The organism is Kribbella sp. NPDC051620, assembly GCF_044453825.1.
In the GTDB taxonomy this organism is placed as follows: Bacteria; Actinomycetota; Actinomycetes; order Propionibacteriales; family Kribbellaceae; genus Kribbella.
Window position 1 is genome coordinate 76119 of the sequence record NZ_JBITDB010000008.1, and the last position, 13287, is coordinate 89405.

The window sequence follows — 13287 nt, forward strand, 5'->3', positions numbered from 1 at the left end:
CCGCCTGTACGCCCGGACGCCCGGCCCGCCCTTGTGGTGGGCCGGGCGTTTGACACAATCAGTGACGCAACGGGCCGGAGCGGGTGACCAGGGGGTAGTCGATGGTGGACAGCGGCAGGCGAGAGCTGCCGAAGCCGCCTCGGCGCGTCCCGGCCGGAGTGCCGACTCCGCTGACGTCGATCGAAGCGCCACCGCCACGGCGGCCGGCCGTGACCACCCAGCCGCCGTTGCCGCCGAGGTTCCGGCCGCGGTTCGTGGTCCCGCTGATCGTCTTCGTACTCGTCCTGGGCGCCGGCGCCGGCTGGCTGATCCGCGAGGACAGCCTGACCCTGGACACGGCCGAAGTCCTCCGGAAGTCCGGTCCGAGCGTGGTCAAGATCCTCGCCACCACCTGCGAGGGCACCGGCATCGCCAGCGGCGTAATGCTCGACAACGGCCTCGTACTGACCGCAGCCTCGGCGATCAAGAAGCCGATGTCCGTCGCGCTGGTCACGTCGACCGGTGACGTCCGGCGGGCCAACGTGCTCGGCAGCAGCGCGGACGGCGTCGCAGTACTGCGAATGATCGGCCAGCTCCCCAACCCGCCGGCTGAGCTGGCGTCGAAGGAGCCGTCGCGAGGTGCTGATCGAGCCGTGGTCGGCTACATCGCCAACGGGCTGCAGACCGTCCTGCCGCTCGGCCCGGCCAAGAACCCCACTCCACTGACCGCGGTGCTGAACGCAACCAAACTCGGCGCGCCCGCCCTGGACCGCTCCGGCCGCGTGGTCGGCCTGATCACCGGCGACACGGTGCCCAAGGCCACCATCGTCCCGGTCGCAAAACTGCGCCAGTACGCCGGTACCGGGCAGCCCGGCATCACCCCGGAACCCGGCGGCACCTGCGTGCGCTCGCGTGGACCGCAGGCCGCGATCGTGCCCGAGCTGACCGTCGCCAACACGCCGCTCGCGGGCGAGGTGCAGACCTTGATCGGCGCCTACATGACCACCACGAACAGGCACGATTTCGACGGCTTGCGGGCGCTCTACTCGTCGAAACTCGCCAGGAGCCTCACTGAGGAGGAGGACCGCGAGCACCACCAGACGTCGTACCTGTTCGGTCCGCGGATCATCGAGGTGACCCAGGTGGGGGAGACGGTGAACGCCCGCGTGACGTACAGCGTGCTGTTCTCGCCGAACAGCGTCGGCGCGCTCGGTCAGACCTGCAACCGGCTCGACAACCGGTACCAGCTGGTGCGCGAGAAGGGCCGGCTGCTGGTCGACCGCGCGGTCGCGGTACGGGATCCGCAGCCCTGCGACTGAGATGAGACCCTGCGGGCAGCCGGATCGGCGACCAGGTAGCATCGTGTTCAGCGGGCACAGCGCGGTGCTCTGACTCTTCGAGCCCCCAACCGCTTCTGCAGGAGACATCTCTCATGACTGACGCTCAACGGCCCGTCGTCCTGATCGCCGAAGAACTGTCCCCGGCCACCGTCGAGGCGCTCGGCCCCGACTTCGAGATCCGGCACGCGAACGGCGCCGACCGCGCCGAGCTGATCCCGGCCATCGCCGACGTCGACGCCATCTTGATCCGGTCCGCCACCAAGGTGGACGCCGAGGCGCTCGCCGCCGCCAAGAAGCTCAAGGTGGTCGCCCGCGCCGGCGTCGGCCTCGACAACGTCGACGTGAAGGCCGCCACCCAGGCCGGCGTGATGGTCGTCAACGCACCGACCTCCAACATCGTCAGCGCCGCCGAGCTGGCCGTCGCGCTGCTGCTCGCCGCTGCTCGCCGGGTGCCGGCCGCCGACCTCTCGCTGAAGAACGGCGAGTGGAAGCGGTCGAAGTACTCCGGCGTCGAGCTGTTCGAGAAGACCGTCGGCATCGTCGGCCTGGGCAAGATCGGCGTCCTGGTCGCCCAGCGGCTGGCCGCCTTCGGCATGAACGTGATCGCCTACGACCCGTACGTGCAGGCCGGCCGCGCCGCCCAGATGGGGGTCCGGCTCGCGTCGCTGGACGAGCTGCTGGCCGCGTCCGACTTCATCTCCGTGCACCTGCCGAAGACGCCCGAGACGATCGGGCTGATCGGCGACGAGCAGCTGCACAAGGTCAAGCCCGAGGTCATCATCGTCAACGCCGCCCGCGGTGGCATCGTCGACGAGGCTGCTCTCTACAGCGCTTTGAAGGAAGGCCGGGTGGCCGCGGCCGGGCTGGATGTCTTCGCCAAGGAGCCGTGCACCGACTCCCCGCTGTTCGAGTTCGAGAACGTCGTCGCCACTCCACACCTGGGCGCCTCCACCGAGGAAGCGCAGGAGAAGGCCGGTATCGCCGTCGCCAAGTCCGTGCGGCTGGCGCTGTCGGGTGAGCTCGTGCCGGACGCGGTCAACGTCCAGGGCGGGGTCATCGCCGAGGACGTCCGGCCGGGGATCGCGCTGACCGAGAAGCTGGGGCGGATCTTCACCGCTCTCGCCGGGGGCGTCGCCCAGCAGTTGGACGTCGAGGTGCGCGGGGAGATCACGCAGTACGACGTGAAGGTGCTCGAGCTGGCCGCGCTGAAGGGCGTGTTCGCCGATGTGGTCGAGGACAACGTGTCGTACGTGAACGCCCCGCTGCTCGCGGCCGAGCGTGGGCTCGAGGTACGCCTCGTCACCGACCACGACAGCCCGGAGCACCGCAACCTGATCACCCTGCGCGGCACGCTCGCCGACGGCGGTCAGGTATCCGTGTCTGGCACGCTGGTCGGCGTCAAGCAGTCCGAGCGGCTGGTCGAGATCGACGGCTTCGACCTCGAGGTCGAGCTGGCGGCGCACCTGGCGTTCCTGAGCTACGAGGACCGCCCGGGCATCGTCGGCCAGGTCGGCGGCATCCTCGGCAAGTCCGAGATCAACATCGCCGGCATGCAGGTCAGCCGCGACCGCAAGGGCGGCAAGGCCCTCGTCGCGCTGAGCGTCGACTCCAGCATCCCGACGGCGGTCCTGGACGACATCGCCACCGCAGTACAGGCCGACACCGCCCGCACGGTCGACCTCGAGGTCTGACAAGTCGAAACACCCCTGGGGTCGCTACCGACCCCAGGGAAAGGCAAACTGTTCAAACAGGTCCGGCCAGCCGCCCGCAGGCGCATGGCGGCCGGCCAGGGCCCGAGCCCTCCCACCGGGAGCGCGCTCGGGCCCACCTGCTTTACCGGGTACTCCGGTAGGTGCTCAGTCGACGGCTAGTCGCGCACTGCGGACTAGCCGAGGGCGCAGCATGTGGGGCTGGTCGAGCGCCGGAATGCGGGAGCTTTCGGCTGGTTACTCGACGGAGGCTTTCAGGGCTTCCAGCAAGGCGGTGACGGCTGGGGGGTCAGGGGGATCGCCGTAGGTAACGGCGTGGAGTTGGCGGGTGTGGTTGGGGATCTTGGTGGCGTGGATGTCGGGGTGGCGGTGGGCCTGGAGGGCGAGGCCGGGCAGCGTGGTGACGCCGATGCCTGCCGCGACGAAGGCTTGTACGACGGTCATGTCGTCGCTGAGTGACCCGATTCGCGGGATGAAGCCTGCTCGCCGGCAGACGGTGAAGAGCTCCTCCTGGCAGCGCTCGCAACCGCCGATCCAGGCGGAGTCGCGATGGTTCTCGATGCTGTCGTCGGGGCGCCCGCTGATCAGATAGATCGAGTCGTCGCCGATGTGGACCAGGCGGAACCCTTCGTCCTCGGCGGGCGCGTCGGCGTACCGGAAGATCAGGGCGACGTCGATCTCGCCGTGGCGCAGCATCTGCAACGCCTCGACGGGGTGGCGCTCGATCAGGCTCAGCTCGAGTCCCGGGTATGTCCGGGTCAGGATGCCGGCCGCTCTGGGCGCGATCGTGCTCAGCACCGACGAGTTGCCGGCCAGCCGGACCCGGCCGGCCTGCAGTCCGACCTGAGCAGCGAGTTCGTTCGTCGCCGCGTCCATCCGCCCGATGATCTCGGCGGCCCGGTTGGCCAGCAGCCGGCCTTCCGGCGTCAACCGGATCCCCCGACCGACCCGCTGCAGGAGCTTGACGCCGGTGGACGCTTCGAGGCGGGCCAGGTGGTGGCTCACCGTCGGCTGCGAGTAGTGCAGTTCTCTGGCCGCTTCGGTCACGGAGCCGTGGCGCGCCACCGAGGCCAGGATCTTGAGATGGACCGGGTTCAGCATTGATAGAGAATATCAATGTATTCCTCACCATATTGGCATTAGACGGCATCTCTCCGCTGCTCCATGCTCGGATTCAGGACCACCGACCGAGGAGGAGCGATGAGCAAGCTCAGGTGTCACATCTCGATCTCGCTGGACGGTTTCGTCGCGGGGCCCAACCAGAGCGAGGAGAACCCGCTCGGCGAGGGTGGCGAGCGGCTGCACGACTGGGTGGTGCCACTGGCCAGCTGGCGTGAGGGTCACGGCAAGGAGGGCGGTCAGGTCAACGCGAGCGACCGGGTCGTCGAGGAGGCCCGGGAGAATCTCGGCGCAGCGGTGATGGGCCGGAACATGTTCGGCCCGATCGGCGGCGGCCCATGGGTGGACGAGGACTGGAAGGGCTGGTGGGGCGACAACCCGCCGTACCACTACCCCGTGTTCGTGGTGACCCACTACCCGCGTGAGCCGGTCGAGATGGCAGGAGGTACGACGTACCACTTCATCACCGACGGGATCGCGTCGGCTCTCGACCAGGCGAAGGAAGCCGCCGGCGGGAAGGACGTGATGCTCTGGGGTGGCGGCGACATCATCGGGCAGTACCTGGCGGCAGGACTGCTGGACGAGCTCGAGCTGCACGTCGTGCCGATCCTGCTGGGCGATGGCGCTCGCATCTTCGGCACGTCGGGGAATGTCCGGCTGGAACAGATCCGGTCCGTCGAGGCGCCCGGTGTCACCCACCTCAAGTACCGAGTCCTGAAATGAACCGCGGCCTCCTGTACGGCGCTTCGACGTACGGGATCTGGGGACTGCTGCCCCTCTACTGGCGGCTTCTCGACGGCGCGGGAGCGGTCGAAGTACTGGCCCACCGGTTCGTCTGGACCCTCGCGTTCATCGCTTTGCTGCTGTGGTTGCGCCCGCGCTCGGGGTGGTGGCGTGCGCTGCGGCAGCGGCCTGCCGCGCTGCGGTACCTGGCCGCTGCCGCGACGGTGATCGCGTTCAACTGGTACCTCTACATCTGGGGCGTGAACCACGGGCGGGTGGTGGAGACCTCGCTCGGCTACTTCATCAGCCCACTGATCACGGTCCTGTTCGGCGTGGTTCTGTTTCGCGAACGGCTACGGCGCGGGCAATGGCTCGCCCTCGGCCTGGCCGTCGCCGGGGTCGGGTGGCTGGCGATCGACTACGGCCGGGTTCCCTGGGTGGCGGCCGGGCTGGCGGTCAGCTTCGCCGCGTACGGCGTACTGAAGAAGAAGGCGGCGACACCGGCCATCGAAGGCCTGGCCGTCGAGGCGACGGTCGTCCTGCCCTTCATGGCCGGGTATCTGGTCTGGCTCGAGCACGCCGGACGCGCGGAGTTCGGGCACGCGGGCTGGTCGGCATCGCTACTCCTGGCGGCCGCCGGCCCGGCCACCGCGATTCCGTTGCTGTTCTTCGGCGGGGCTGTCCGCCGGATCCCGCTGACCTATCTCGGGTTGCTGCAGTACCTCACGCCGACGGTGCAGTTCTTCCTTGCCGTCTTCGCGTTCGGGGAGCCGATGCCCCCCGAACGCTTGGCCGGATTCATCCTGATCTGGACCGCCTTGACGACCTTCACGGCCGCCAACCTAGGGCGACGAGGTGGTCAGGACCACCACTTCTGGCCCGGGGCCTTGGCTTCGGGGGTGTGGTTGGTGGTGTCCAGGGCGTCCAGGGTTGCCATTGCGGCCTCGTCCAGTTCGAAGTCGAGGGCGGCGTAGTTTTCCTTGATTCTGGCGGGGGTGGAGGACTTGGGGATTACTGAGACGCCTCGTTGGAGGGACCAGCGGATGAGGATCTGGGCGGGGGTACGGCCGGTGGTGGCTGCGATTTTGGCTACTGCGGGGTCGTCGAGGTGTTCGCCGGTACCCAGGGGGCTGTAGCCCTGGGGGACTACGTTGGCGGCTAGGCAGGCTTCGACCAGGGTGCGGCGGTCCAGGAACGGGCTGTACTGGAACTGGTTGGCCATCGGGGCGACCTCGCTGGACTTCGAGACCGTCGCCAGTTCGGCGGCGCTGAAGTTGGAGACGCCGATGGCCTTGGCCAGGCCGGCGGCGTGGGCTGCTTCCATGCCTGGCCAGGCGGCTGTCGGGCCGCCCTGGGGCCAGTGGACGAGGTAGAGGTCGACGTAGTCGGTGTCGAGGCGTTCGAGGCTCTTCTTCATTTCGGCCAGCGGGTCGCGGCGGCTGGGAAGGAACTTCGTGGTCAGGAAGATCTCTTCCCGCGGTAGGCCGCTGCTCCGAAGCGCCCGGCCCACGCTCTGCTCGTTCCCGTACGCCTGGGCCGTGTCGATCAGCCGGTACCCGGCTTCGAGCGCCGCGACCACGGCCCCCTCGGTGACCGGCCCCTCCGGCACCTGCCACACCCCCAGACCGAGTGCCGGGATCTCGGCGCCGTTCGAAAGCTTCAGTGCTTGCATGTCTACTCCCAATTCGGATGTGCGATCCACCGCCACCCATCATGCAGCCTCTACGAATTGGCGGGTGCACCATTCGGGAACTGAGTGGTCGAGGCGCGGGTGAGGGGCGGGGCGAAGTCCTTCAGGGTAGGCGTGCACGCCACGCTGGTCGGTGGCTTGATCGTGCAGGTCAGCAGGTCCAGCGGCGAGGTTTCGTCGCGGAAGCCGACCGCGTAGACGGTGTGGTCGTCCTTCCACTGGGTCGGGGCGATCAGCGTGTAGCCAGGGATCGTCACCGGCGCCGACTTGCCGCTGCGAAGGTCGACGACTCCGACCGTGTCCGCCTTGTCGGTCAGCAGGTAGCGAGCCTCGGGCGAGATGCTGGCGTGCCAGCCGTCGAAATGGGCCGGGTCCGGAGCGTTCACGTCGGTGCCCACGGCGAGGTCGTCGGCGGCCTTGTTGTCCCAGACGAGTTGGCCCGCTTCGGCGGCGAGCAGGAAGTTCGGCGCGGCCTTGGGTTTGATGAGTTCGCCGACGCCGGTGGCCAGGGTCCAGCGGCGGAGGCCGTCGGAGGCCGCCAGGTACGCGATGCCGTCGTCGATCGCGGCAACGCGCGGCGATTCGGCGCGCGATGAGGCTCGTTGGTTGCCGGCTGCCGTGCGGGCGACCTCGCGGTCGGCCTCCAGGTCGTACAGGACGAACTCCGGTACCGGGCGAGTGGCGTCGACCCAGCCGACGATTCCGTGCTCGGCATCCGCCGCGAGCTGGTGGGTCTTGCTGCCCTTGCCGATCTTGCCGGCGGAACCGATGTCACTGACGCGGTAGACGCTGCCGTCGGCGCTGGTGAAGACGAAGTACGCATTGGTCTGGACGAACGACGCGACGGCGACAGGCACCCGGATCACGTCGGTGCCGAAGTGAATCTCCTTGCCAGAGGCCCACGTCGGGCGGCGTTCGGTGAGCGGTCCACCGGTGGCGACTTGGGCGCCCTCGTTGCTGCCGAAGTGCTGCGCCGCTACCAGTCCGCCGCCGACCACCGCCACACTCGCGGCCGCCGCGGTGAGCATCGAGCCCAGCCGGCGGCGCTTGATGCGACGGTTGCCGGTCGCAACGATCGCGTCCAGGTCGAGGTTCGGGTCGCCGATCGCCTCGGCCTCTTCGGTAAACGTCTCCTTCAGCAGACCGGTCATGCGGTCACCACCTTCTCCATCAGCACGAGCGCCTCGGGACCGAGCCCGGCGCGAAGTTTCTTCAGGGCACGGGAGCTCTGGCTCTTCACCGTGCCTTCGCTGCATCCGAGGATGCGGGCGGTCTCGGCCTGGCTCAGGTCCTCGTAGTACCGGAGCACCAGTACCGCGCGCTGCTGCGGCGGCAGCTTCCGCACCTCGCCCCACAGCCAGACCCTGCTGGGCACGTCCTCGTCGGGGCGCGCCGGTACGCCGGCCGGCAGACTGTCGTGGGGTCGTTCACGCCACGACTTGCGCCGAAACCAGCTGATCGCCGTATTTGTCATCACCTTGCGGACGTACGCATCGGCGTTGGCCGCGTCGTGCAGCTTGTGCCACCGCACGTAGGTCTTCGTGAGGGACTCCTGGAGCAGATCCTCGGCGAGTTGCCGGTCGCCGATCAGCAGATACGCGTAACGGAACAGCGCTGTCTGTCTGCTGATCGTGAATTCCTCGAATTCACGCCCAATAGCCATCCGTGTCCTCTCAACACCCGGTGCCCTTCGCACCAGCTGCCCCCTTGACGCTCCGCGACCGCCAAAGTGTTGGCAGGACCACCCTGATTCATTGCGATGCTTCGAGTCGCGTCCATTGCACGCGTGTCTGCCAGGGCAGCACGTACTCGGCGGCGGTGAGGTGAGACCTGATGGCGTCGACGAGTGGCCGCCGCTCCTCGTCGGGCAGGTTCGCGATCCAGCCCATGGAACCGAAGAAGGCGACCAGCCCCTCGGGGTCGAGGGTCTGGGGATTCGGCAGCCGCGCGTCGCAGATCGGGTCGAAGGTCCGTTCGGCGAAGGGCAGGCTCCAGGCGTTGGGTGCCCAGTCGCCACTCATCATGTCGAGCGGAAGCCCGAAGTCTTGAGGCCAGACGGGTGCGAGAAGTTCTTCGACAGCCGTGATGGAGGGGACGACCGGGCCGTTCGCCACGTTCCACAGCACCACGAGGGCGCCGCCCGGCCGCAGGACGCGGGCGATCTCCGCCAGCGCGGCTTCGTTGTCGAACCAGTGGAAGGCCTGGGCCACGAAGACCGCTTCGACCGCGTCGTCCGCGAGCGGGATCCGTTCCGCGGTACCGTCGATCGCCTCGACGCCTGGACAACCCGCGGCGAGCAGGCGACGCATGCCACGGTCCGGCTCGACGGCCACCACGTGCGCGAATCTCGAGCTGAGCCGACGGGTCAGCTTGCCCGACCCAGCGGCAAGTTCGAGCACCGTCGCCGACGGCGCAAGCTCGGCGACATCAACGACCTGAGCTGGGTAGCCGGGCCGGCCCAGCTCGTAGGCGTCGTACCAGTGCCCGGGCATCTCGTCAGTCGCCATGGACCCATTCTGGCTGGCGGACGTCGCTACCGACAGCGGATATCGCGGCACCTGCGCGGGAGTACCTAGCGTTTGGTGGCGAGGAGGACTGCGGCGTCGGTGGCGACCATGATTTCTACTGTGGTGAAGCGTTTGTCCTGGAGCCATTCCTGGCGCAGCGTGTCGACTCGGCCTTCGTACATGGGGGGCCAGACCGCGGACGGGGTGAAGTCGTCCAGTACTACGAAGCCGCCGGGCTCGACTGCTTCGGCGATCACGTCGCGGGCCGAGAGCTTGGCCTCGCGGGCGTCGACGAAGAGGAGGGAGAAGGGGCCGCGCTCGATCAGCGCGGTCCAGTCGGCCGACAGGACCTCGATCCGGCCGTCGTCGGCGAACAGTTCCTTGACCACCTGGGCCAGTTGCGGGTCGCTCTCGGCGGTGACGATCTTGGTGTCGTCGGTCGCGCCGTGCCGCAGCCAGGCCGAGCCGACGCCGCAGCCGGTACCGACCTCGCCGAGCGTTCCGGTCCGCGAGGCCGCCAGGGTGGCGAGCAATCGGCCGGTCTCGTTGCGCGTCGCGCTGACGAATCCACGGCGTCCGGACAGGCTGAGGGCCGCTGAAACCAGCGGAGGCAGTTCTGGGGGAGCACTCACCGGTTGAGAGTTGCACAGCATTGGTCCAGTTGTGTCACTGATATCTCAAATACCGAGACAGGATGCCCGCATTGTGGCGAAATAGTCGGACGCCAGAGTATCTTCGGAGCCATCATGAAGTTCGTGGTACGCCTTATTCGCTGCCGCGCCGGGGTCCGCTGAGGCCGACCTCCCCGGCGCGGGTTCGGCGTACCTCCCGCCCGGTAGTGCCAGTCGTCGGCCGTTTGTGACAGCACCAGACCAAACGGGAGAGCAGCATGTACGACATGTATCCGGCCAACTGGAAGGTCGTCGACGGACGCGAGCGCAAGGCCGCCCGCCGTCGCCGTCCCGCCCCACGCCAGGCCGAGACCCAACCAGTCCAAGAGGCCATGAACCGCCGCGACAACGGGGGAGAACCCAAGAAGTGAGCACGCAAAAGTCGTTCAAGCTGGCAGTGGTCGGTGGCGACGGGATCGGTCCCGAGGTCACCGCCGAGGCGCTCAAGGTCCTCGACGCGGTCAGCGCGAACTACGGCGTCACGTTCGAGCGCACCGAGTACGACCTGGGCGCGAAGCGCTGGCACGAGACCGGCGAGACGCTGCCGGACGCCGAGCTGGAGGAGATCCGCGGCCACGACGCGATCCTGCTCGGCGCCGTCGGCGACCCGACCGTGCCGTCCGGGGTGCTCGAGCGCGGCCTGCTCCTGAAGCTCCGCTTCGCACTGGACCACTACGTGAACCTGCGGCCCTCGAAGATCTACCCGAGTGTCGGCTCGCCGCTGGCGAACCCCGGCGAGGTCGACTTCGTCGTCGTCCGCGAGGGCACCGAGGGCCCGTACACCGGCAACGGCGGCGCGCTCCGCGTGGGCACACCGGCCGAGATCGCCACCGAGGTCTCCGTCAACACGGCGTACGGCGTGGAGCGGGTCGTCCGGGACGCGTTCGCCAGGGCGCAGGCGCGGCCGCGCAAGAAGCTGACGCTGGTCCACAAGAACAACGTGCTCGTGTACGCCGGTCACCTCTGGAAGCGAACCGTCGACGCGGTCGCAACGGAGTTCCCGGACATCGCCGTCGACTACCTGCACGTGGACGCGGCGACCATCTTCCTGGTCACCGACCCGGCCCGCTTCGACGTGATCGTCACCGACAACCTGTTCGGCGACATCATCACCGACCTGGCGGCCGCGATCAGCGGTGGCATCGGGCTGGCCGCGAGCGGCAACATCAACCCGGACAAGAGGGCGCCGAGCATGTTCGAGCCGGTGCACGGCTCCGCGCCGGACATCGCCGGCCAGCAGAAGGCGGACCCGACGGCAGCGATCCTGTCCACCGCCCTGCTCTGCGACCACCTCGGCCTGACCGAGGCGGCGGCGGCGATCGAGGCGGCCGTGACGGCCGACATCGAGGAGCGTACGGGCTCGGCCCGGACGACTTCCGAGATCGGTGACGCGATCGCCAAGCGCGCCGCGGGCTGACAACGGAGGGCTCGCATGACCAGTTCAGCAAGAGGTACGGTGCGCCTATGAGCGCGGATTTGCAGTTCACCGTTGAGCCAAACACCCAACCGGCCAGCGACGACCAGCGCGCCCAGATCCTGGCGAACCCAGGATTCGGGCAGTACTTCACCGACCACATGGCGATCGCCACCTGGACCCGGGACAACGGCTGGCACGACGCGAGGATCACCGCCTTCGGACCGCTGGAGCTGTCTCCGGCGACCTCGGTGTTCCACTACGCCCAGACCATCTTCGAGGGGATGAAGGCCTACCGGCACCCCGACGACACGATCCACATGTTCCGGCCCGAGGCGAACGCGGCGCGGTTCAACCGCTCCGCCCAGCGGCTCGCCCTGCCGGAGCTGCCGGAGGAGTCCTTCCTCGATTCGCTGCACAAGCTGATCGAGCTGGACCAGGCCTGGGTCCCCACCGGCGGCGAGACCTCGCTGTACCTGCGGCCGTTCATGTTCGGCTCGGACCCGTTCCTCGGTGTCCGTCCGTCGGCCCAGGTCACGTACTGCGCGATCGCCTCACCGGCCGGCTCGTACTTCGCCAAGGGCGTGAAGCCGGTCCGGATCTGGCTCAGCGAGGAGTACACGCGCGCCGCCCCGGGTGGTACCGGCGCGGCGAAGACGGGTGGCAACTACGCCTCGTCGCTGCTCGCCCAGGCAGAGGCCACCGAGCAGGGCTGCGACCAGGTCGCCTTCCTCGACGCGGTCGAGAAGAAGTGGATCGAAGAGCTCGGCGGGATGAACCTGTACTTCGTCCTCGACGACAGCACGGTCGTCACACCGGAACTGTCCGGCACCATTCTCGAGGGCATCACCCGGGACTCGATCCTGAAGCTGGTCACCGATCTCGGCTACACCGTCACCGAGCGCAAGATCTCGATCGACGAGTGGCGCGACGGGGCGGCGTCCGGCCGGATCCAGGAGGTGTTCGCCTGCGGTACCGCCGCGGTGATCACTCCGGTCGCCTCGCTGAAGTGGAACGGCGGCGAGGTCCAGGTGGCAGACGGCGAGGGTGGCAAGGTCACCGCGGCCGTCCGCTCGGCCCTGCTCGACCTGCAGTACGGCCGCGCCACCGACACGCACGGCTGGATGACCAAGGTCTGCTGAAGTCCAGAACTGAACGCCCCGGTGACCTCAGGGTCGCCGGGGCGTTTGGGCTCGGGTGCCGGCGGTGCGGCAGACGACGACGGCGACCAGCCAGATGGCGGCGGCCGCATAGGGTGCCCAGGTCGCCGAGACTCCGATCATCCGGGGACCGCGGTCGGCGAGGATGACGCCTGTCGCGATCAGCCCGGCGACGGCCAGTACGAAGGTGGCCTTGTCGTCCGGCGGAATCGCCAGCAGAGCGAGCGCCGCCACGACGGTGACCAGCACCATCAAGACGCCGACGGCTCCGGTCGGCGAATGGTCCTGACCGGGAATCACGCCGGTCAGGCCGAAGCCACTGGCGTGGTAGGCGTCGTGACCGGGCGAGCCGGCGAAGGTGAACCAGGTCGGCGCCAGCACCAGGATCGCGGCGATGCCGCAGATGATGGACGCCGGCCGGAACTGCGAGTGCTTCATCGTGTCCTCTCGAACCACCGGAATTCATTAGGATCCTCTCAGCCGCTGACCGGGGACCGTTGGGTAGGGTCGAGTGACTGGCAGCCAGTCGAAGGCGAGGGTATGAGCGGCTTTCCGGATGAGGTTGAGGCGTACTACGCGGAGCTGGCCGATCAACGCGGCTGGCAGCCGGACACCGTGCGGGCCTTTCGGGCCTCGGTGGAGCTGATCCGCGACCTCGACCGGGGGACCGGCGCCCGGACCTTCGGGGCGCGCGCGGACGAGTACGGCACCGACTGGCTGTTCGAGGCGGTCTGGCACGAGCGCGAGTGGGTCATCGTCCGGCAGTTGCAGGTCGGCGAGGACGGCACCGTACTGCGGTACTGGTGGCAGCGGCTCGAGGACGAGGACGGCGCCCTCGTCGAGGAAGGGCTGAATCGCGACGAATGGGGGCTCCGGCCGCTCAGCCGGGAGGACTTCTACACCGCCTGGGACGACCCGGGCTGGTCGCTCACCGCGTGATTCAGTACTCCGGTGGACGACGTAGTACAGGCTGAC

The 13287-nt window shown here is 68.5% G+C and carries 15 protein-coding genes; 8 read left to right on the forward strand and 7 right to left on the reverse strand.

Annotated features, from left to right (window positions below):
- Nucleotides 1-101: 101 nt before the first annotated feature.
- Together ACIA12_RS35315 and serA are read left to right on the forward strand one after the other, a co-directional pair.
- The gene (locus ACIA12_RS35315) at nucleotides 102-1298 is read left to right on the forward strand and encodes a serine protease (protein WP_396371664.1); all 1197 of its coding nucleotides are present in this window, start codon (nucleotides 102-104) and stop codon (nucleotides 1296-1298) included.
- 113 nt (nucleotides 1299-1411) lie between these two features.
- The gene (gene serA / locus ACIA12_RS35320) at nucleotides 1412-3010 is read left to right on the forward strand and encodes a phosphoglycerate dehydrogenase (RefSeq protein WP_396371665.1); all 1599 of its coding nucleotides are present in this window, start codon (nucleotides 1412-1414) and stop codon (nucleotides 3008-3010) included.
- A 255-nt stretch (nucleotides 3011-3265) separates the two neighbouring features.
- Here the strand turns inward: serA and ACIA12_RS35325 are convergent, their stop codons facing one another.
- Nucleotides 3266-4129: a LysR family transcriptional regulator gene (locus ACIA12_RS35325; RefSeq protein WP_396371666.1), complete on the reverse strand. Its 864-nt coding sequence runs from the start codon at nucleotides 4127-4129 to the stop codon at nucleotides 3266-3268.
- A 99-nt stretch (nucleotides 4130-4228) separates the two neighbouring features.
- Here ACIA12_RS35325 and ACIA12_RS35330 point away from each other — a divergent pair, with 99 nt between their 5' ends.
- Both ACIA12_RS35330 and rarD read left to right on the forward strand, forming a co-directional pair.
- Entirely contained in the window at nucleotides 4229-4870 is a 642-nt protein-coding gene (locus ACIA12_RS35330) for a dihydrofolate reductase family protein (protein ID WP_396371667.1), read from the forward strand.
- Nucleotides 4867-5844 carry an EamA family transporter RarD gene (gene rarD, locus ACIA12_RS35335; RefSeq protein ID WP_396371668.1) on the forward strand — a complete coding sequence of 326 codons (978 nt, stop codon included), beginning with the start codon at nucleotides 4867-4869 and terminating at the stop codon, nucleotides 5842-5844. The genes ACIA12_RS35330 and rarD overlap by 4 nt, the downstream gene beginning before the upstream one ends.
- Here the strand turns inward: rarD and ACIA12_RS35340 are convergent.
- The 5 genes from ACIA12_RS35340 to ACIA12_RS35360 form a co-directional block, all read right to left on the reverse strand.
- Nucleotides 5730-6542, reverse strand: coding sequence for an aldo/keto reductase (locus ACIA12_RS35340; protein WP_396371669.1), 813 nt, complete (start codon nucleotides 6540-6542; stop codon nucleotides 5730-5732). The genes rarD and ACIA12_RS35340 overlap by 115 nt on opposite strands.
- Before the next feature lie 50 nt (nucleotides 6543-6592).
- Complete coding sequence (locus tag ACIA12_RS35345; protein ID WP_396371670.1) at nucleotides 6593-7711, reverse strand: hypothetical protein; 1119 nt, start codon at nucleotides 7709-7711, stop codon at nucleotides 6593-6595.
- A complete protein-coding gene (locus tag ACIA12_RS35350; protein WP_396371671.1) occupies nucleotides 7708-8223 on the reverse strand; it encodes a SigE family RNA polymerase sigma factor in 516 nt (171 codons plus the stop codon). Before ACIA12_RS35350 ends, ACIA12_RS35345 begins: the two co-directional genes overlap by 4 nt.
- An 88-nt stretch (nucleotides 8224-8311) precedes the next feature.
- Entirely contained in the window at nucleotides 8312-9067 is a 756-nt protein-coding gene (locus tag ACIA12_RS35355) for a class I SAM-dependent methyltransferase (RefSeq protein ID WP_396371672.1), read from the reverse strand.
- Between the two features lie 65 nt (nucleotides 9068-9132).
- Nucleotides 9133-9699 carry a class I SAM-dependent methyltransferase gene (locus ACIA12_RS35360; RefSeq protein WP_328326545.1) on the reverse strand — a complete coding sequence of 189 codons (567 nt, stop codon included), beginning with the start codon at nucleotides 9697-9699 and terminating at the stop codon, nucleotides 9133-9135.
- Between the two features lie 257 nt (nucleotides 9700-9956).
- On the opposite strand from ACIA12_RS35360, the gene ACIA12_RS35365 reads away from it, so the two are divergent.
- The 3 genes from ACIA12_RS35365 to ACIA12_RS35375 are packed head-to-tail and all read left to right on the forward strand — an operon-like array spanning nucleotide 9957 to nucleotide 12294.
- Nucleotides 9957-10109 (forward strand): hypothetical protein, encoded by a 153-nt coding sequence (locus tag ACIA12_RS35365; RefSeq protein WP_020392829.1) that lies wholly within the window; start codon nucleotides 9957-9959, stop codon nucleotides 10107-10109.
- Nucleotides 10106-11155 (forward strand): 3-isopropylmalate dehydrogenase, encoded by a 1050-nt coding sequence (locus ACIA12_RS35370; RefSeq protein WP_396371673.1) that lies wholly within the window; start codon nucleotides 10106-10108, stop codon nucleotides 11153-11155. The genes ACIA12_RS35365 and ACIA12_RS35370 overlap by 4 nt, the downstream gene beginning before the upstream one ends.
- A 47-nt stretch (nucleotides 11156-11202) precedes the next feature.
- On the forward strand, nucleotides 11203-12294 hold the full coding sequence (locus ACIA12_RS35375) for a branched-chain amino acid aminotransferase (RefSeq protein ID WP_396371674.1): 1092 nt from the start codon (nucleotides 11203-11205) through the stop codon (nucleotides 12292-12294).
- 27 nt (nucleotides 12295-12321) lie between these two features.
- Here the strand turns inward: ACIA12_RS35375 and ACIA12_RS35380 are convergent, their stop codons facing one another.
- A complete protein-coding gene (locus tag ACIA12_RS35380; protein ID WP_396371675.1) occupies nucleotides 12322-12750 on the reverse strand; it encodes a hypothetical protein in 429 nt (142 codons plus the stop codon).
- Nucleotides 12751-12852: 102 nt separating this feature from the next.
- Between ACIA12_RS35380 and ACIA12_RS35385 the strand changes: the two genes are divergently transcribed.
- A complete protein-coding gene (locus ACIA12_RS35385) occupies nucleotides 12853-13251 on the forward strand; it encodes a hypothetical protein (protein ID WP_396371677.1) in 399 nt (132 codons plus the stop codon).
- Nucleotides 13252-13287 lie beyond the last annotated feature (36 nt).